General features: G+C 67.5%; 14 protein-coding genes. 8 read left to right on the top strand and 6 right to left on the bottom strand.

The features are described from left to right. Positions 1 to 77 precede the first annotated feature (77 nt). On the top strand, positions 78 to 353 hold the full coding sequence (locus B7R21_RS06640; protein ID WP_116282460.1) for a DUF4031 domain-containing protein: 276 nt from the start codon (positions 78 to 80) through the stop codon (positions 351 to 353). An 8-nt stretch (positions 354 to 361) separates the two neighbouring features. Here B7R21_RS06640 and B7R21_RS06635 read toward each other — a convergent pair whose 3' ends face one another. Beyond that, positions 362 to 3,244, bottom strand: a complete 2,883-nt coding sequence (locus B7R21_RS06635) for an Rne/Rng family ribonuclease (protein WP_116282459.1) — start codon at positions 3,242 to 3,244, stop codon at positions 362 to 364. Between the two features lie 313 nt (positions 3,245 to 3,557). On the opposite strand from B7R21_RS06635, the gene B7R21_RS06630 reads away from it, so the two are divergent. Continuing rightward, entirely contained in the window at positions 3,558 to 4,169 is a 612-nt protein-coding gene (locus B7R21_RS06630; protein ID WP_116282458.1) for a vitamin K epoxide reductase family protein, read from the top strand. Positions 4,170 to 4,221: 52 nt separating this feature from the next. On the opposite strand, the gene ndk is transcribed toward B7R21_RS06630, so the two are convergent. The 5 genes from ndk to B7R21_RS06605 form a co-directional block, all read right to left on the bottom strand. Next, a complete protein-coding gene (gene ndk / locus B7R21_RS06625; RefSeq protein WP_116282457.1) occupies positions 4,222 to 4,644 on the bottom strand; it encodes a nucleoside-diphosphate kinase in 423 nt (140 codons plus the stop codon). A gap of 51 nt (positions 4,645 to 4,695) precedes the next feature. After that, positions 4,696 to 5,031 (bottom strand): DUF4233 domain-containing protein, encoded by a 336-nt coding sequence (locus tag B7R21_RS06620; protein ID WP_116282456.1) that lies wholly within the window; start codon positions 5,029 to 5,031, stop codon positions 4,696 to 4,698. A gap of 119 nt (positions 5,032 to 5,150) precedes the next feature. Continuing rightward, complete coding sequence (locus tag B7R21_RS06615) at positions 5,151 to 6,839, bottom strand: bifunctional folylpolyglutamate synthase/dihydrofolate synthase (protein ID WP_253259676.1); 1,689 nt, start codon at positions 6,837 to 6,839, stop codon at positions 5,151 to 5,153. Further along, positions 6,832 to 10,347 carry an isoleucine--tRNA ligase gene (gene ileS, locus B7R21_RS06610; protein WP_116282455.1) on the bottom strand — a complete coding sequence of 1,172 codons (3,516 nt, stop codon included), beginning with the start codon at positions 10,345 to 10,347 and terminating at the stop codon, positions 6,832 to 6,834. Before ileS ends, B7R21_RS06615 begins: the two co-directional genes overlap by 8 nt. 314 nt (positions 10,348 to 10,661) lie before the next feature. Next, a complete protein-coding gene (locus B7R21_RS06605) occupies positions 10,662 to 11,684 on the bottom strand; it encodes a LacI family DNA-binding transcriptional regulator (protein WP_116282454.1) in 1,023 nt (340 codons plus the stop codon). Between the two features lie 185 nt (positions 11,685 to 11,869). On the opposite strand from B7R21_RS06605, the gene B7R21_RS06600 reads away from it, so the two are divergent. The 6 genes from B7R21_RS06600 (at position 11,870) to B7R21_RS06575 (ending at position 20,068) form a co-directional block, all read left to right on the top strand. Further along, complete coding sequence (locus tag B7R21_RS06600) at positions 11,870 to 13,897, top strand: beta-galactosidase (RefSeq protein WP_216364147.1); 2,028 nt, start codon at positions 11,870 to 11,872, stop codon at positions 13,895 to 13,897. Next, positions 13,894 to 14,823 (top strand): carbohydrate ABC transporter permease, encoded by a 930-nt coding sequence (locus tag B7R21_RS06595; protein WP_116282453.1) that lies wholly within the window; start codon positions 13,894 to 13,896, stop codon positions 14,821 to 14,823. The genes B7R21_RS06600 and B7R21_RS06595 overlap by 4 nt, the downstream gene beginning before the upstream one ends. After that, positions 14,820 to 15,725 (top strand): carbohydrate ABC transporter permease, encoded by a 906-nt coding sequence (locus B7R21_RS06590; protein WP_253259675.1) that lies wholly within the window; start codon positions 14,820 to 14,822, stop codon positions 15,723 to 15,725. The genes B7R21_RS06595 and B7R21_RS06590 overlap by 4 nt, the downstream gene beginning before the upstream one ends. Positions 15,726 to 15,816: 91 nt before the next feature. After that, positions 15,817 to 17,142 (top strand): ABC transporter substrate-binding protein, encoded by a 1,326-nt coding sequence (locus tag B7R21_RS06585; protein WP_116282452.1) that lies wholly within the window; start codon positions 15,817 to 15,819, stop codon positions 17,140 to 17,142. Positions 17,143 to 17,155: 13 nt separating this feature from the next. Next, on the top strand, positions 17,156 to 19,273 hold the full coding sequence (locus B7R21_RS06580; protein ID WP_216364145.1) for an alpha-galactosidase: 2,118 nt from the start codon (positions 17,156 to 17,158) through the stop codon (positions 19,271 to 19,273). Positions 19,274 to 19,453: 180 nt separating this feature from the next. Then, on the top strand, positions 19,454 to 20,068 hold the full coding sequence (locus B7R21_RS06575; RefSeq protein WP_253259674.1) for an acyl-CoA-like ligand-binding transcription factor: 615 nt from the start codon (positions 19,454 to 19,456) through the stop codon (positions 20,066 to 20,068). Positions 20,069 to 20,075: the final 7 nt, after the last annotated feature.

The raw sequence follows: 20,075 nt of genomic DNA, 5'->3' as shown, positions 1-20,075 counted from the left end.
GTAGCACGCGCCGGGTCAAACGCAGCCGGTGTGTCCACTCGAGCATTCTACACAGCAGGCGTTTGTAGGCTTGCAGGATGACCGTGCTGATCGATCTGCCGCGCTGGCCCGCACATGACACACTCTGGTCGCACCTCGTGAGCGACTCCTCGCTGGTCGAGCTGCACGCGTTCGCCGAGTCACTCGGCATCCCGCGACGCGGTTTCGACCTGGACCACTACGACGTGCCCGCCTCGCGCTACGACGAGCTCGTCGCGGCCGGCGCGCGGCCGGCCACCATGCGGGAGATCGTCGTGGCGCTCCGCTCCAGCGGGCTGCGGGTGATCGCAAAGGATCGTCCGCAGCACCGCTGAGCGGCGGGCTACTCGCCCTCGGACGTGACCGGAGCGCTGAGCGCCGCCGTCGAGACGCGCCTGCTCCTCGAGCGGCCCTGGCCGGGCTGCTTGGGCTCCGGAAGCGCCTCGAGCACCGAGTCGAGGAGCCTGGCGGCATCCTCGCGCTTGGCGCGCTGCGGCGTCTGGGGCTGCAACGGGAGGTCGATGATCGGCCGCTCGTGGGCGGCGTCCGGCGCCTGGTGCGACTCGGTCGGCTCGGCCACCGTGGTGGCCTCCGTGGTGGCCTCCTCCGGTGAAACGGCCGGAGTGGGCTCGGGGGCCGTCAGCTCGGGAGCCGTCAGCTCGGGGGCCGCCACCGCTTCGTCCGCCGGGCCACGCACTGCGCCCTCGACGGTTGCCCGATCCTGGTTCGCGGCCTCGGCACTGGCGGCCGCACGCTGGCTGCGGGAACGCCTGGAGCTCCTGCGGGAGCGCTGCGACGGCTCGGCCTCCGCCGTGTCGACGGTCTCACCGAAGGCGCCGACACCGGATTCGGATCCGACAGCCTCTGTCGTGGGCAGAGTTCCCTCCAGCGCCGCTTCCGCGACGGCGGCAGAGTCGGCCAGCGTCACGTCGACGGCGGGCTTCTGACCCGCGGCCGACGCCATGGTGCTGGCGGCGATCTTCGCCAGAGCGCTCTGCGCGGCCGGGGTGATGCTGTGGGTCACGCCGGCGGGGTGCGATCCGTTCGAGGCTCCGTTGCCGAAGGCGGATCCATTCGACGCACCGTTGCCACCACTGCCACCGTTCGAGCCGTTACCCGAACCGTTTCCGTTGCCGCCGCCGTTGTTGCCGTTCGAACCCTGGCCACCCTTTCGTCCGCGGCGCTGTTCCGGCTGCGGGGTCTGGGTCTGGCGGTGCTTCGACGTGGGGTCGTGGTGCACGATCACGCCCCTGCCCGCACACACCTCGCAGGGCTCGCTGAACGACTCGAGGAGGCCGAGCCCCAGCTTCTTGCGGGTCATCTGCACGAGGCCGAGTGAAGTGACCTCCGCCACCTGGTGCTTGGTGCGGTCGCGGCTCAGGCATTCGACGAGCCGGCGCAGAACGAGGTCCCGGTTGGATTCGAGCACCATGTCGATGAAGTCGACCACGATGATGCCCCCGATGTCGCGGAGACGCATCTGGCGAACGACCTCCTCGGCCGCCTCCAGGTTGTTCTTCGTGACGGTCTCCTCGAGGTTGCCGCCTGAACCGACGAACTTGCCGGTGTTGACGTCGACCACGGTCATGGCCTCGGTGCGGTCGATCACGAGTGAGCCACCGGACGGCAGCCAGACCTTGCGGTCGAGCGCCTTCTCGATCTGCTCGTTGATGCGGAACCGGTCGAACGGATCGCCTTCGCCGTCGAAGATCTCGATGCGGTCTACCAGATCCGGTGCCACCTGCGCGAGGTAGGTCTCGATCGTGGCCTGGGCATCCGACCCGCTGATGACGAGCTTGCCGAAGTCCTCGTTGAACACGTCACGGATGATCTTGACCAGCAGGTCGGGTTCGCCGTGCAGCATCGCGGGCGACTGCAGGGACTTCACCTTGTCGCTGATGGAGGACCACTGCTCGATGAGACGCTGCACGTCGAGGGTGAGCTGCTCCTCGGTGGCGCCCTCGGCCGCGGTTCGGACGATCACGCCCACGTTGTCGGGAAGCACCTCCTTGAGGATCTTCTTGAGACGGGCCCGCTCCGTGTCGGGGAGCTTCCGTGAGATGCCGTTCATGTTGCCGTTGGGCACGTACACGAGGTAGCGACCGGGCAGCGAGAGCTGGCTGGTGAGGCGGGCGCCCTTGTGTCCCACGGGGTCTTTCGTGACCTGCACGAGCACCGTGTCGCCGGGCTTCAGCGCGAGCTCGATTCGGCGGGGCTGGTTGCCGGTGTCGGCGGCGTCCCAGTCGACCTCGCCCGAGTAGAGCACGGCGTTCCGGCCGCGCCCGATGTCGACGAAGGCCGCCTCCATGCTCGGCAGCACGTTCTGCACGCGGCCGAGGTAGACGTTGCCGATGAGCGAGGCGTCCTGCGCCTTCGCCACGTAGTGCTCGACCAGCACGCCGTCTTCGAGAACGCCGATCTGGATGCGATCGTGCGCTGAGCGCACGATCATCGAACGGTCGACGGACTCGCGGCGGGCCAGGAACTCGGCTTCGGTGATGACCGGACGCCGACGGCCGGCGTCGCGGCCGTCGCGGCGGCGCTGCTTCTTCGCCTCGAGCCGGGTCGAGCCCTTGATGCGCTGGGGCTCGGTGATCAGTTCGGCAGCGGGCGCCTGCTGGCGAGGCGGACGCACTTTGACGACCGTGTTCGGCGGCAGATCGTCGGGCAGACGGCTTTCATCGCCACTCCGCCTGCGGGTGCGGCGGCGAACGGTGGTGTCGGCGCGGTCGCCACCCCGGTCATCCCTGTCGACGGAATCCCGGCTGTCACGGTCGTCCCTGTCGCGATCGTCGCGGTCCCAGTCGTCGTCGCGACCCTGCCCCGGGCGGGGTGGGAGCAACTGGATGTCGGGTGCCTGGAACAGCAGCGACGTGGTGGTGCGCGGCACCGGCTGGCTCGGAGCGGCCGGAGCCTGGCCGAGTTCGGGTTCGAGCCAGGGCTCGTTGGGTTCGTTCGAATCTGTCATGGGGACCTTCACATCTGTTGCGGCCGCCGCGGAGGGGGCCGGCTCTGTCGGGGCCGGTGCTGCCTGGGTCGGTGCTGTTTGCGGCTGCATCGTCTGCGGCTGCGTCGGGGCCGTCGGGGCCTCGGGCGACGCAGTCTCGGATGCGGCGGGAACGCCGGAGGCAGCGTCTAGCTGTGCCAGCTCCGCTGCCTTCTTGGCCGACCTGCGCCCGCCGAACAGGCGGGAGCGTCGTTTGACCGGTTGGTTGTCTTCCACCATTTCTGGTGCACTCCTAGCCGGGCTGGGTGACCGCGCCACCCGCCGGGTACTCTCTCGTGCGGCCCCGCTTCCAGTGAGACTTCCCCGTCTTCGGTACCGCAAATCCTTCACGCGAACCGTCCGGCTTCAGCTCTGGACGGGTTCTTCGTGCTGCTGATGATGCTCCGTTCCACCTTCTTCAGGTGGCCCGGCAAACTTTTTGCGCAATCGAGCGCATGTTGTGCTGTCGCACCGGGCGCGGCCCGGAAGACATGCTGCCATTATCGCACGCATTCCCAGAGAGGGCGGTTGGGGCGTGTGGCAGAATGCCACAGTGATCGAAGAAACCCTGCCCACGCGGCGTCCTGTGGGGCTCGCCATCTTCCTCGTGATCGCCGGGGTGATCGGCTGGATCGCCTCCTTCACGCTCACCCTCGAGAAGATCGAGACGCTGGTCAATCCGAGCTACGTGCCGTCGTGCAACATCTCGGTGCTGGTCAGCTGCGGCCCGAACATGGCAAGCCCCCAGGGGTCGCTCTTCGGATTCCCGAACCCCCTCATCGGCGTCGCGTGCTTCATCGCGGTGATCGTCGTGGGAGTCGGGATCCTTGCAGGTGCAACGTTCGCCCGCTGGTTCCGGATCCTCTTCAACCTCGGCATCGTTTTCGCCCTGGTGTTCGTCATCTGGCTGATCGGCCAGAGCATCTTCGTGCTGGGCACGCTGTGCCCCTACTGCATGGTGGTCTGGATGGTGGTCATCCCGCTGTTCTGGTACGTGACCGTGTACAACCTCCGTGAGGGCAACATCCCTGCGCCGGCCGGTGCCCGGAGCATTGCGCGGCTGTTCTTCCCGTTCCTCTGGCTCTTCGTGATCGTCTCGTACCTCGTGGTGGCCGTGCTGGCCCAGCTGCGGCTCGACGTCATCGCCTCACTCACCAACAGCTGAGCCCGCACACACGCTCCCGCCTGCGGGCAGCGCTGCCCCCGGCGGGTCGGGGTCAGTCGAACCAGAGGGCGAGCTCGCGGGCGGCGGACTCCGGGGAGTCGCTGCCGTGCACGAGGTTCTGCTGCACCTTGAGGCCCCAGTCGCGGCCGAGGTCGCCTCGGATCGTTCCGGGCGCCGCGGTGGTGGGGTCGGTCGTGCCAGCGAGCGAGCGGAAACCCTCGATCACGCGATTGCCGGCGACACGCGCGGCGAACACGGGGCCCGACTCCATGAACTCGATGAGGGGTTCGTAGAACGGCTTGCCCTCGTGCTCCTCGTAGTGAGCGGCCAGAAGCACTCGGGACGGCTCGAAGAGCTTCACATCGACGAGCTGGTAGCCCTTCGCCTCGATGCGAGCCAGGATGTCGCCGATCAGGTTGCGGGCGACCCCGTCGGGCTTGATCAGAACGAGTGTCTCTTCGACGTTTGCAGTCACAGGGGTTCTACTTTCTTCAGGAGGGTCTGGATCATGAACAGGACGTGAGGGTCAGGGTTGCCCGGCGAGACGGGCGTTCTCGCGATCGATCATGCCACCCCTCACCACGGCGAACACCCACATTCCGCCGAACAGCACCGCAACGATGAGCATCAGCGGCACCAGGATCGCGGAAGCGAGGATGATCAGCTGGAGCAGCCACCCCAGGGCGATGCCGAAGGGGCGGCCGAGAAGGGGGATCGTGGCGAGCAGCAGCACGCAGAGCGCCGCTCCCCCACCGAGCGCCATAGGCCACGGCAGGGCCTTCAGCCCGAACACGGCGAGGGTCGCGAGGAACATGATGACCGACTCGAAACCCAGCACGATCGAGCAGATGCTCTCGCGCACGCTCCGCTGGCGGCGCTGTCGCGGCGCGCGCGGGGCACGTGCAGGCCGGCGCGGCGCGCGACCTGGTGTGCCGGATCGCGCTGGTTGCCCGGGAACCCCACCCACCTCGAGCGGCTCGCTCACGGCTTCCAGCCCTCGTCGGCTGCCAGGGTGATGATCTCGCCCACGAGAGTGATCGACCCGGTCACCAGCACGGCGCCCTTGTCGGACTCACCCGCGGATTCCCGGGCGATCGCTGCTGCTTCGCGCGGGTCGAGTTCCACGACGACGCGATCGGCCCCGACGATGCCGACCACCAGGCTCGCGAGCTCGTCGGCGTCGATCGCGCGGTCGGAGGTCGAGCGGGTGACGACGAACTCCGAGACGACCGGCTCGAGTGCCCGGACGATTCCGGCGGCATCCTTGTCGGTGAGGATGCTGATCACCGCGACGACCTTGTCGAACGTGAAGTACTGCTTCAGCGCCGCCGCGAGCGCTTCGGCCCCGCCGGGGTTGTGAGCGGCATCCACCAGCACGGTCGGCTCGGTGCCGATGAGCTGCAGGCGGCCGGGCGATGTCACGGTGTTGAACGCTTCGGTGAGCACGTCTTCGACGAGCGCCGTCGACCCGCCGCCGAGGAACGACTCGACCGCAGCGACAGCGACCGCCGCGTTCTGGGCCTGGTGGTCGCCGTAGAGCGGCAGGAACAGCTCGCTGTAGGTTCCCGCGATGCCCTTGATGGTGACGACCTGGCCACCCACGGCGACAGAGCTCGACACGACCTCGAACCCGTCGCCCTCGACGACGAACGTCGACTCGGTCAGCTCAGCAGCGCGCTTCAGCTCGGCAAGAGCCTCCGGCTGCTGCTTCGCGGTGACGACCTGGGCGGCCGGCTTGACGATGCCCGACTTCGTGCGGGCGATCTCCGCGACGGTGTTGCCGAGGCGGGCGGTGTGATCGAGCGAGATCGGAGTGAACACGGCGACCTGGCCGTCGGCGACATTGGTGGAGTCCCACTCGCCGCCCATCCCGACCTCGATCACCGCAACGTCGACGGGAGCGTCGGCGAACGACGCGAACGCGAGCACGGAGAGCGCCTCGAAGAACGTGAGGCGGGGCTCACCGGCACCGGTGAGTTCGGCATCCACGATGGCGAGGAATGGCTGGATGTCGGCCCAGTTGGCCGCGAGCGCCTCATTCGTGATGGGCCGGCCGTCGATGACGATCCGTTCATTCAGCCGTTCGAGGTGCGGGCTGGTGAACAGCCCGGTTCGAAGACCGTAGGCCCTCAGGATGCTTTCGGCGATGCGGCTGGTGCTCGTCTTGCCGTTCGTGCCGGTGATGTGGATGATCGGGTAGGCCCTGTGCGGATCGCCGAGCAGTTCCACCACACGCCTGGTCGCCCCGAGGCGGGGTTCGGGGGCCGCTTCGCCCAGACGGGTCAGCAGCGCGGCGTAGACCTCGTCGCCCTGTTCGATGAATTCGTCGGGCAGTTCCGGTTCGTCTTCGCCGATCGTCGCGCCGCCGCCGGCCCGCACGACGAGCTGCTCGTCGTAGGCGTCGGCCATCTCGAACTCGCTCGGATCCTCGGTGTCGTCGTCGTCGTTGTCGTTATGGTCGTCGTCATCGTCGAGCGTTCCGTCGTCGTCGTAGCGCTGTCGGTGCACTCCGTCGCCCGGGTCGTCGCCATAGCCGATCTGGTCGCGAACGCCATCGCCCTCGCGCAGCTCGTCGCTCTCGGATCCGCCGCTCCCGAACGCGCCCGGCTCGTACCCGCCGGGCTCGAACCCCTCAGCCCCGACTTCATCGGGATTCCTGGGATCAGACATCGCGGACTCCTTCCGGCCGGCTCACGGCCACAACGAACAGGTCGCCGTTGGCGTACCTGCCCTTCTCGACGCACGCGAAGTGCTCGGGTGGGGTGCCCACCATGCGCCCGATCCACTCCGAGACCAGGTCGTCGCGGTACCGCTCCAGAGTGCGGAAATCCTTCGGCGACACCACGGTGAACCGGGTGGCGAGGGTCTCCTGGTCGATGGCGACGGTTCCGGCATTGCTGCCCGAGCCGCCGGCTGCGACACTCCGCACCGCATCCGCGTCTGCGTCGCTGAAGAACACCAGGTCGAGCGTGATGCGGTCGCTGACGTCGAACCCCGCACCCTTCCGCGTCTCCTGCACGGCCCGGATGACGTCCCGTGCGAGCCCCTCGGCCTCGAGTTCGGGAGTCGTGGTGGTGTCGAGCAGCGCGAAGCCGCCACCGGGGAGCAACGCCAGCGCACTGGAGCTCCCCTCGCCCGCGGCATCCGGAGCAGCCGTCTCGAGCACGAGGTCGTATTCGGCGGGCTCGAGCGCGATGCCGCCCGCCGTGACGACACCGTTCTGCTCCGACCAGTCCCCGCTCCGGGCGGCCTTGATGACCTGCTGGACCTGCTTGCCGAGCCGCGGGCCCGCGGCCCGGGCGTTGACGGTGAGACGAGAGGTGATGCCGAAGTCGGCTGCGCTGGTCGGCGACTGCTCGACGAACGAGACCGCCTTGACGTTCAGCTCGTCGCGCAGGATCTCCTCGAACGCCGCGAGCGCACGGGCATTCTCGGTGACGACGGTCAGGCTCGAAAGGGGCAGGCGCACACGGAGCCCGTTCGCCTTGCGGAGGGAGAGCGCACTGGAACTGATCGCGCGGATGCGGTCCATCGTCGCCACGAGCTCGTGGTCTTCAGGGAATGCGTTCGCGTGCGGCCAGTCTTCGAGGTGCACGCTGCGGCCACCGGTGAGACCCTTCCAGATATGGTCGCCGATGAGCGGGATGAGCGGGGCCGACAGCCTCGTGAGCGTCTCGAGCACGGTGTAGAGCGTGTCGAAGCCCTGCGTGTCGTCTCCCGACCAGAAGCGGTCGCGGGAGCGGCGCACGTACCAGTTCGTGAGCACGTCGGCGAAGTCGCGGAGCCGGGAGGCGGCCACCGTCGCGTCCAGCGCTTCGAGGTCGTCGGTCACGCCGTCGACGAGTTCGCGGGTCTTGGCGAGCAGGTAACGGTCGAGCACGTCGGTCGAGTCGGTGCGCCATTCTGCCTCGTAGCCGGTGGCTCCCGCCGCGTTCGCGTACAGAGTGAAGAAGTAGTAGGTGTTCCAGAGCGGCAGGATGAACTGCCGCACCGACTCGCGGATACCCTCCTCCGTCACGATGAGGTTGCCACCCCGCAGAACGGGTGAACTCATCAGGAACCAGCGCATCGCATCCGAGCCGTCGCGGTCGAAGACCTCGTTGACGTCGGGATAGTTGCGGAGGCTCTTCGACATCTTCTGGCCGTCGCTGCCGAGCACGATGCCATGGCTGATCACGTTCTTGAACGCCGGCCGGTCGAAGAGCGCCGTCGAGAGGATGTGCATCGTGTAGAACCAGCCGCGCGTCTGACCGATGTACTCGACGATGAAGTCGGCGGGGCTGTGCGAGTCGAACCAGTCGTGGTTCTCGAACGGATAGTGCACCTGGGCGAAGGGCATCGACCCGCTGTCGAACCAGACGTCGAGCACGTCTTCGATGCGGCGCATCGTCGACTCACCGCTCGGGTCGTCGGGGTTCGGGCGCGTCAGGCCGTCGATGTACGGGCGGTGGAGGTCGGGCTGGCCGTCGGCGTTCAGCGGCAGTTCGCCGAAGTCGCGCGCAAGCTCGTCGAGCGAGCCGTAGACATCCACCCGCGGGAACTCGGGGTTGTCGCTCTTCCAGACCGGGATCGGCGATCCCCAGTACCTGTTGCGGGAGATCGACCAGTCACGGGCGTTCGAGACCCACTTGCCGAACTGGCCGTCCTTGACGTTCTCGGGCACCCACTCGATCTGCTGGTTGAGCTCCTCCATGCGGCCACGGAAATCGGTCACCCTGATGAACCAGCTCGACACCGCCTTGTAGATCAGCGGGTTGCGGCAGCGCCAGCAGTGCGGGTAGGAGTGCTCGTAGCTCGCCTGCCGGAGGAGCCGGCCCTGTGCCTTCAGCAGCTGGGTCAGCGGCTTGTTGGCCTCGAAGACCTGGAGCCCGGCGACCTCGGTGATGTTCGGAAGAAAACGCGCACCCTCGTCGACCGAGATGAGCACGGGGATGCCCGCTGCCTCACAGATCTTCTGGTCTTCCTCGCCATAGGCGGGCGACTGGTGCACGATGCCGGTGCCCTCGGTGGTGGAGACATAGTCGGCCACGAGGATCTGCCAGGCATTCTGGGTGCCGTACGTCTCGACGTCGGCGTAGTAGTCCCACAGCCGGTCGTAGCGCACGCCGTCGAGCTCGGTGCCCGGGAGCGTGCGGGTGACGGCCGCGCGCGCGGCCTCGGCGGAGTCGTAGCCGAGCTCCTTGGCGTAGTTGCCGACGAGGTCTTCGGCGAGCAGGTAGTCGGCGCTCAGTACGTCGGTGGCGACATCCGGAGCGTCGGAACCCTCCTCACGGGACACCTCGGCATCCGCGGTGCCGTTCGGCCCCGAGGGCACGACGGCGTACGTGATGTCGGGCCCGACGGCCAGCGCCAGGTTGGTGGGCAGCGTCCAGGGCGTGGTCGTCCAGGCGAGCGCCCGCACCGCAGTGAGCCCGAGCGCCTCGGCCTTCGTTCCGACGAGAGGGAAGGTGACCGTGACGGTCTGGTCCTGGCGCATCTTGTAGACGTCGTCGTCCATGCGGAGCTCGTGGTTCGACAACGGGGTCTCGTCGTGCCAGCAGTAGGGCAGCACCCGGAAGCCCTCGTAGGCGAGACCCTTGTCGTGCAGCTGTTTGAACGCCCAGATCACGCTCTCCATGAAGGTGATGTCGAGCGTCTTGTAATCGTTCTCGAAGTCGACCCAGCGGGCCTGACGGGTGACGTACTCCTGCCACTCACCGGTGTACTGCAGCACGGATGCCCGGGCCGCCGCATTGAACTCGGCGATGCCCATCGCCTCGATCTCGCTCTTCTCCGTGATGCCGAGCTGGCGCATGGCTTCGAGCTCGGCAGGGAGGCCGTGGGTGTCCCAGCCGAACCGGCGGTGCACGAGCTTGCCACGCATGGTCTGGAAACGCGGAAAGAGGTCTTTGGCGTACCCGGTGAGCAGGTGGCCATAGTGCGGAAGGCCGTTGGCGAAGGGCGGGCCGTCGTAGAAGACCCACTCGGGTGCGTCGGCGCGCTGGTCGATGGATGCCCGGAAGGTGCCGTCTTCCTTCCAGAAGCCGAGCACCTGCTCCTCGATCGCGGGGAACTTCGGGCTGGGGCTGATGCCGAACGCGGCACCCGTGGGGGCACCCGTCGCGGCACCGACGGTCGTGGCGGCCTCACCGGTAGCCATGGCGGCACCGACGGTGGTTCCCTCTTTGGGGTAGGTCATGTGTGTTGCTCTCCTGGACGGCTGTCTGCGCTGCTGCCTGTTCCACGAGGACGCCAGCACTCTTCTCTCCGGCGCGGTACCACCCCGCTTACCGTCTGTGCCCTCTCCCTCTCGGGTTCAGGCTCGTCCGGTCGCTCTCTCTTTGGCTGTGACGGGCCAGACCCGGCCGGTTCTACTGGGCGATGAACCCCGGTTCTGAGGCTTACCACTGTTCTTCCGGCGACTCCCCGGTGATGGCCGGTTCATAGTCTTTGGTGCGTAATCTTACACCCCCACACCCGCTCGCCCACCGATCCTGAGACGCGCACGGCCTCCTAGGCCGATGCCCGCCAGACGACCTCGGTCTGCAGCAGGGTTCCCCCAGCGGGCCGTGGGCCACCCTGCAGTTGGGTGAGCACCTGTTGAGCAGCGCGACGGCCCAGTTCGTCGGCCGGCTGTCTCACCGTCGAGAGGGCGGGGGTGCAACGGATCGCCCATGAACTGTCGTCGAAGCCGACGATCCCCACGTCGCCCGGCACGGTGCGCCCGGCGTCACGGAGCACGTCCATCGCGCCTGCCGCGACGGCATCGGATGCCGCGAACACTCCGTCGATCAGAGGCTCGCGTCGAAGCAGCTCACGCATGCCCACGGCGCCGGTATCGTAGGCGTAGAGCGGATAGTCGACGACCAGCGACGGATCGAACCGTTCGCCGAGCGCCTCCCGGAAACCGGTGAGCCGATCCTGGCCCGAGTCGCGGTCGAGCGCCGCCGCGATCATGCCGACCCGGGAGCGGCCCGTTTCGAGCAGGCGGGTGGTGATCTGGCGGGCGGCGCCCAGGTTGTCGATGCCGATGAAGGGAATGTCGGGCGCGTTCGGCGGATGCCCGACGAACGCCGCGGGGATGCCCAGTTCGGCGACGGCGAGCGCGATGGGATCGCCGACCCGGGCCGAGAGGATGATCGCGCCGTCGACGAAGCCGCCGCGGAGGTACTCGGCCACCCGGTCGCTGTCCCTGGCAGAGTCGAGGATGAGCGTGACCATCTGGTAGTCGGCGTCGGAGAGCACGGCGTTGGTGCCGATCAGGATGTTGCCGATGTTCGGGTCTTCGAGCACCAGTGCGTGCGGCTCGTGCACGATCAGGGCGATCGCGCGGGAGCGCTGCGTAACGAGGCTGCGGGCGGCCGTGTTGCGCACGTATCCGACTTCGCGGATCGCGGCTTCGACCGCCTCGCGGGCACGGTCGGAGACGTACGGTTCACCGTTCAGAACCCGGGAGACAGTGCCACGCGAGATGCCCGAGACCGCCGCAACGTCATGGATCGTCGCCCTTCGCGGGAGCGATCTGTCACGTGCCATGGGTGCCACTGTACCGGGTCGACAGAGGATGATTTGACAGAATCGCGCCGCCCTGTTTATGGTTGGGAACGTTCACAGAAAGCCGCCGGAAAGACATTCCCCGGTAGCTCTGTGAACCTTCACAGTCCTGCCCTCCCGCGGGCTGTGGTGACGCTCTCACGCCAGCCAATGAAGTCGAGGAAACTGTGACACCAGTCGAAACCCACCGCCCCAGCCCCCTCGGGCTCGGCACGGAGGGACTCGTGTTCGGCTGCGACTACAACCCGGAGCAGTGGAGCAAAGACGTCTGGCGCGAAGACGTGCGTCTGATGCGCGAAGCCGGCGTGAACCTCGTCGCCGTGAACATCTTCGGGTGGTCGCACATCGAGCCACGCCAGGGCGACTTCCGCTTCGACGACCTCGATGAGATCGTCGGGCTTCTGCACGAGAACGGCATCGGGGTCAACCTCGGCACCGGAACGTCGTCTCCCCCGCCGTGGCTCACCACGCTGCATCCGGAGATCCTCCCCCAGGTCGGCGACGGCACGACGCGTTGGCCCGGCGGACGCCAGGCCTGGTGCCCGAGCTCACCGGTCTTCCGCGACTACGCCATGGCGCTCGTGCGGGAGACCGCCGCCCGCTACGGATCGCACCCCGCCGTGAAGCTCTGGCACGTCTCGAACGAGCTCGGCTGCCACAACGCGCTGTGCTACTGCGACGTGTCGGCGACCGCCTTCCGGGTCTGGCTGCAGCGCCGCTACGAGAACATCGAAGCCCTGAACGACGCCTGGGGCACCGCCTTCTGGAGCCAGCACTATGCCGAGTGGGCCGAGATCCTGCCCCCGCGCGACACGCTCTCGTTCATCAATCCCTCGCAGCAGCTCGACTTCTTCCGGTTCAGTTCGGATGAGCTGCTGGCCTACTACACGGCCGAAGCCGAGATCATCCGCAGCACCAGCGACATCCCCGTGACCACCAACTTCATGGTCACCGCCCACATCAAGACACAGGACTACTGGCGCTGGGCGCCCGAGATGGATGTCGTCGCGAACGACCACTACCTCGACCACCGCCTGAGCGTCCCCCACCGCGAACTCTCGTTCTCGGCAGACGCGACCCGGGGGCTCGCCGGCGGCAAGCCGTGGCTGCTCATGGAGCACTCCACCAGCGCCGTGAACTGGCAGCCCCGCAATCACGCGAAGGCCCCCGGCGAGATGATGCGCAACTCCCTGACCCACGTCGCGCGCGGTGCCGACGGAGTCTGCTTCTTCCAGTGGCGCGCGTCGGTCAAGGGCACCGAGAAGTTCCACTCGGCCCTCCTCCCGCACTCCGGCACCGACACTCGGGTCTGGCGCGAGGTCGTCGAGCTCGGTTCGCTGATGGATCGCCTCGGCGAGCTCGCAGGCTCGGTGGTGCACTCCGACATCGCACTCGTGTTCAGCTGGGAGGCGTGGTGGGCGACCGACCAGGAAGCGCACCCCTCCTCCGAGCTGCACTACCTCGAACAGGTGCACCAGACCTATGAGGCACTGCTGGCCATCGGGGCGACCGTCGACATCGTCGCTCCGGGCGCCGACCTCTCGGGCTACCGGCTGGTCGTGGTGCCGTGCCTGTACCTGGTGTCGGATGCCGACGCCCAGGTCATCACCGATTTCGTCGCCGGCGGCGGGCATGCGGTCATCAGCTTCTTCAGCGGCATCGTGGATGAACACGACACGGTGCGCTCCGGGTCGTACCCCGGCGCCTTCCGTTCGGTCGCCGGCATCTCCGCTGAGGAGTTCTATCCGGTCGATGGCGACGAGTCGATCGCCCTGAGCGACGGCGGTTCGGCCGGCCTCTGGACCGAGCTGCTGCACCTCGAGGGCGCCACAACCACCTCCTTCTATCTCGACGGTCCGCTGATGGGAGTGCCGGCCGTCACCCGGCACGGATTCGGCCAGGGTGTGGCGCGCTACCTCGCGACACGCCTGGATGCCGGGTCCCTGGCCGAGGAGCTGCGGCACGCGGCATCCGAAGCCGGAGCCACCACCCTCACCCCGGTCGCTGAGGGCATCGAGATCGTGCGCCGCTCCGGCCCCCAGCACGACTACGTCTTCGTGATCAACCACACGAACGAACCGGTCGCGCACGCGATCACCGGATACGACCTCGTCACCGAGGCCGACCTCGCCGTCGACGGCGTCGTCGCTGCCGGCGGGGTACAGATCGTCCGCCAGTCAAGGGAGACTTCATGACCACCTCGGTTCTGCCCCCGATGGCGTCGGCCCCGGCCGTGACGCCCCGGAAGGCGCGAAAGCGTCTGCGCAACAAGCGGGCGATCGCCCTGCTCATCCTGCCCTTCGGCGTGCTGTTCACGGCCTTCTACCTGATTCCCGTGATCTACGCCGTCGTGGAGTCGCTGCAGGTCATCAAACGAGATGGAACGTTCGGCAAGCCGCGTCTGGAGTTCGGCGGGCTGTCGCAGTACTTCCTGGTGTTCCAGGACTCCGAATTCTGGGGTTCCATCCTGAGGGTGCTGGCGTTCGGCGTGGTGCAGGTTCCCGTGATGCTCGGCCTAGCGCTGCTCTTCGCCCTGCTGCTGGACTCGCCGCTGGTGAAGGGGAAGAAGTTCTTCCGGCTCGCGTTCTTCGCCCCCTATGCCGTGCCCGGCGTCATCGCGGCGATCATGTGGGGCTACCTCTACTCCCCCTCGCTCTCGCCCTTCTCCTTCGTCACCTCGAAGGTCGACCTGCTCGACGGCGGGACGGTGCTCTGGGCCATCGCGAATGTGGTGACCTGGGTGTACGTCGGCTACAACATGCTGATCATCTACTCGGCGCTCCTGGCGATTCCCGCGGAACTCTACGAGGCCGCGCGGCTCGACGGAGCCTCGCAGGTTCGCATCGCCTGGTCGATCAAGATCCCCCTGGTGGCGCCGGCCATCGTTCTCACCGCGGTCTTCTCCGTCATCGGCACTCTGCAGCTCATCACCGAACCGCAGGTGTTCAAGCAGTTCACCTCGTCGATCACCAGCACGTTCACCCCGAACCTGCTCGTCTACACCACGGCCGCCGTGCCGAACCTCAACCTCGCAGCAGCCTTCTCGGTCGTGCTGGCGATCACCACGTTCATCCTGTCGTTCGCTGTTCTGCGTCTGACCCAGCGGAGGGCAGCACTGTGACCACCTCGACTCTGACCCGAACAGCGAAGCGCGCGCCCGGTTCGAACGGCGCACCTCGCGAGAGCCTCCTCTCGCGAGGTGCGGCCATGGCCATCATGGGCGCCTTCACCCTCTACTTCCTGCTGCCGATCTTCTGGCTGCTGGTGTCGTCGACGAAGACGCTCGGCAACTTCAACTCCACGTTCTCCCTCTGGTTCACGCCGACCTCGATCACCGATATGGGCAACAACCTGGTGAACCTGTTCACCTACAACGAGGGCGTGTTCCCGCGGTGGATGCTCAACAGCATCGTCTACGCAACGGTGGCGGGTGGCATCGGCACCATCCTGGCGGCCATGTGCGGCTACGCCCTGTCGAAGTACGACTTCCCGGGCCGGGAGCTCATCTTCAACACCGTGCTGGGCGGGGTGCTGGTGCCCGCCACGGCTCTCGCTCTGCCGCTGTTCCTGATCTTCAGCCAGGTACAGCTGACGAACACCTTCTGGGCCGTCTTCCTGCCGAGCCTGGTGAGTCCGTTCGGGGTGTACCTCAGTCGCATCTACGCGGCATCGAGCGTGCCGGATGAGATCATCGAGGCTGCTCGCATCGACGGCTCGGGGGAGATCCGCACCTTCTTCACCGTCGCCGTGCGCCTCATGTCGCCGGCCCTCGTCACGATCTTCCTGTTCCAGTTCGTCTCGATCTGGAACAATTTCTTCCTCCCGCTCGTCATGCTGCGCGACCAGACGCTGTTCCCCGTGACGCTCGGCCTCTACACCTGGAACTCGCAGGTGAGCCAGATCCCCGACATCCGCACCCTCGTGATCGTGGGCGCGCTGGTGTCGATCGTTCCCCTTCTCGTCGCCTTCCTGAGCCTCCAGAGATTCTGGCGGAACGGTCTGGGCGCCGGAAGCCTGAAGTAACACGCCAGAGGTGCAGTACCGAGAACAACGGCGTTTCACGGTGGCGGAGAGCCCTTCTCCGTCACACATCCCTCACTGAATGGACAATCACATGGCACTGAAACACCTTCGCGTAGCCGCTGTTGCGACTGCAGCGATGCTCGCCCTCGCGGGCTGCTCGGCATCAGGCTCGAGCGATTCCTCCGGCTCGACCGCATCCGACTGCGCTCCGAGCACGGGCAAGGTCGACCTGAGCTTCACGACCTGGGTTCCCGGAATGGACAAGGTCGTCGACATCTGGAACAAGGCCAACCCCGACATCCAGGTCACGGTCTCAACCGTTCCGAACGGCAACAGCGGAACGTACCAGAACTTCTTCACGCAGCTGAAGGCCGGCAACGCGCCCGACCTCGGGCAGGTCGAGTACGACACTCTGCCCGCCTTCCGGGTTCAGGATGGCCTCGCCAACATCGCCTCGTGCGACGGAGTCGAGGCGGCCAAGGCCGACTTCTCCGACGGGCTCTGGAACCAGGTCACCTTCGGCGAGGACAACTCTGTCTACGCGATCCCGCAGGACTCCGGCCCCATGGCCCTCTACTACCGCAAGGATCTGTTCGAGAAGAACAACATCCCGATCCCGACCACGTGGGACGAGTACGCGGCAGCAGCAGTGCAGATCAAGGCCCTCGGCGGCCAGATCACCAACTTCCCGAAGGGTGACGTGAACTGGTTCGCCGGTCTCGTCTCGCAGGCCGGTGGCCAGTGGTTCAGCACCGCTGACGGCAGCTGGGACGTGAACCTCACCTCCGACGTGTCGACCAAGGTCGCCTCGTACTGGCAGGGTCTGCTCGACAAGCAGCTCGTCTCGACGATCCCCGGATTCACCGACCAGTGGAACAACGCCTACGACACCGGCGCCGACTGGACCTGGGTCTCGGCCGTCTGGGGTGCGAACACCATCTCGAGTGGCGCCCCGAGCACCACGGGCGACTGGGCCGTCGCCCCGATGCCGCAGTGGGATGCCTCGAAGCCCACGTCGGGCGCCTGGGGTGGCTCGTCGAGCGTCGTCTTCAAGGGGTCGAAGCACCCCGCCGAAGCGTCGAAGTTCCTGCTGTGGCTGAACACCAGCACCGAGGCCCTGACGGCCCTCAACACCGAAGCGAACCTCTTCCCCGCCAGCAGCACCGGCGCCTCGCTGCCCGCACTGTCGGAGGGCGTGCCCTTCTACGGTGACCAGAAGATCTACGAGCTCTTCTCCGATCAGGCCAAGGTCATCAGCCCGTTCACCTGGGGCCCGACGATGACGCAGACCTACAGCGACGTCTCTGACGGATTCGCTGCAGCGATCGGTGGCAGCGGAACCCTGCAGGACGCCCTGTCGAGCGGCCAGTCGAAGACCATCGCCGCTCTCAAGGCGCAGTCGATCCCCGTAAAGTAACGTCATCGCCACTGTGATCCACCTCCGTGCCGCGGGCACCAGTCTCGTACTGGATGCCCGCGGCACGGCCGTGCCCGCGTTCGTGCACTGGGGCGCCGACCTCGGCGACCTCAGCACCGCAGAGCTCGAACGCCTTGCCGACGCGCAGATCCCCGCGGCATCCGGAGCCGCCGTGGATTCGCCGATCCGCTCCCTCATCCTTCCTCTGCTGGCCACCGCCTGGCAGGGTCGACCCGCCCTTGTCGGTCGCACACCTCTGCAACCGTTCGCGCTGTCGGCCGTCGCCAGAGACGAGCCCGGCGCCGTGCGCCTCACGCTCACCAGCGCGCCTCTCCCGTCTCCCGGCTCAGCAGTCAGCCGACCCGCACTCGAGGTGGTCGTGGAGTTCCGGCTCACCCCCGAGGGGTTGCTCCGCACGAGATCCACTCTTCTCAACCGCTCCGCCCCACCGTTCGAGCTCGACGAGCTGAACGTGGTGCTGCCCCTCCCGGCGCGGGCCACCGAACTCCTCGATTTCACCGGGCACTGGCTGACCGAACGCATGCCGCAGCGGAGCACTCTGCGGCACGGTGCGTGGCTGAGGGAGTCGCGCCACGGTCGTCCCGGTCACGATGCGTCCTTCCTGACCGTCGCCGGCACCCCCGGGTACGGGTTCCGGTCGGGAGACGTCTGGGCCGCGCATCTCGGTTTCAGCGGCAGCCAGCGCGTCTGGGTGGAACGCCAGGTCTCCGCCCTCTCGATCATCGGCGCCGGTGAGTTGCTCGCGCCGGGCGAGGTCGTTCTCGCTCCCGAAGAGTCATACAGCACGCCCTGGCTCTCGGCGGCGTGGTCGAACGAGGGACTGGATGCCGCCTCTCAGCGCTTCCATCGCTTCCTGCGGCGAGAGCGCGGGTTCCAAGATCGTGCCCACCCCGTCATCCTCAACACCTGGGAGGCCGTCTACTTCGACCACGACGAACTCACGCTCCGGCGTCTGGCGGATGCCGGTGCCCGGGTCGGCGCCGAGAGGTTCGTGCTCGACGACGGCTGGATGACCGGTCGCACCGACGACCGACGGGCACTCGGTGACTGGACTGTCGACAGCGAACGCTGGCCGCAGGGACTCGGCCCACTGATCGACTACGTCACGGGTCTCGGCCTCGACTTCGGACTCTGGGTCGAACCCGAGATGGCTAACCCCGACTCACGGTTCGCGCGCGAACACCCCGACTGGATCCTGACGGAGACTCCGGGAGCCACTCCCCTGCTCGCCCGCAACCAGCTCGTCGTCGATCTCGCCAACCCGGATGCCTTCACCGCCGTCTTCGAAGCGCTGGATGCGCTGCTCGGTGAGTACGACATCCGCTACCTCAAATGGGACCACAACCGCGATGTGCCGGTCACACGCACGCACGCACAGACTCGGGCCGCCGCTCGCCTGATGGACGCGCTCCTGGCCCGCCACCCCGCTCTGGAGATCGAGTCGTGTGCGTCGGGCGGAGCGCGGGCCGATCTGGCTGTGCTCGAACGAACGACCCGCGTCTGGGCGAGCGACACGAACGATCCGCTCGAACGCCAGTCGATCTACCGCTACACCTCGCTGCTGCTTCCGCCCGAAGTGCTCGGAGTGCACCTCGGCGCGCCCCGCTCGCACACGACGGGTCGCACCCACTCCGCGGCCTTCCGTTTCGCGACGACCCTCTTCGGCTGGGCGGGCATCGAGTGGAACCTCCTCGAGGCGAGCGAAGCCGAGCTCGAAGAGATCACGCGCTGGCTCGACGCCTACAGGGAGGTGCGGCCGATCATCCACGGGGGCACCGTCGTGCGCGCCGACCGACCCGACCCGACGCTGTGGGTGCACGGTGTCGTCACCGACGACCAGAGCGACGCGGTGTTCGCCGTAGTGGCGATGGCTTCCCCGCTGGATGCGGTTCCGGCTCCTGTGCTCGTGCCCGGCCTGGATGCGAACACCACCTACCGCGTCTCGGTGCTCGATGTCGGCGCCGAACCACGGTATCTCGCGCCGATCCTGCCGCCGTGGCTCGGGGAGGGATCGCTCACGCTGTCTGGCCGATTGCTGGCAGAAGTGGGTCTCGCGGCTCCCCCGCTCGCCCCGGAGGAAGCCCTCGTGCTGCGCATCACCGCGGTCTGACCCGTGCCCGGAAGGGCCGCTGCCCCGCAGTGCTGACCCGAAGCGCCACCGCGCGGCCGCAGCATCCGATCGAAGGGAAGCCGGGGTTCGTCTTCGGCACGTCTGTGTATGACGGGGGGCGACTCGTTCCGCGCGTGGATGGATAGGCTGCTGTGGACAGATCTGCCGAGAGGAATAGCTGTGGAGGAGAAGTCGGACACGACTGCCCGGCCCGCGCGCGGTCGACCTCGCGCCTCGTCGCGCGAACTCCTCGAGGAGGCAGCGTTCGAACTCTTCTTCGAGAACACCTACGCCCGAACCACCGTGGAGCAGATCACCCAGCGCGCCGGCGTCGGTCGTTCGACCTTCTTCAACTACTTCGACGGCAAGAGCGATGTCTTCTGGGGCGACCTCGACCGGGCATCCGAGGTTCTGCAGCGGCGCCTCGACGAGCAGGCCCCGGATGCCCCCCTCCCCCGTGCGCTGGGTTCTGCCCTGGCGGCCGTCGCCCGCGACTTCGGCCCGTCGCGTGTGCCGTGGATCCTCACGCAGTACCCGTTCATCGGCTCGGTGGCGGAGGTGCAGGCATCCGCACTGACGAGGTTCGCGCGCTGGGCCGGCGTGCTTGCGACCTTCGCGGGCGTGCGGCTGGGGCTCGATCCCGAGTCGCTCAGGCCGCGCACCCTGGCGTATGCCGCGACGGGCGCCGTCGTGGCTGCGGCGCAGGAGTGGGCGGCCGCCGGCCCGTCTCGCGGATCGCTCGAGCCGTTCGTGGTCAAGGCGCTCGACGCTCTCGCGGGCGGCTTCACCGCCTGAGCCCCGC

The organism is Subtercola boreus, from assembly GCF_003399625.1.
Taxonomy (GTDB): Bacteria; Actinomycetota; Actinomycetes; order Actinomycetales; family Microbacteriaceae; genus Subtercola; species Subtercola boreus_C.
Note: the sequence above shows the minus strand (reverse complement) of the source record. Positions and strands in the feature narration are given on the sequence as shown.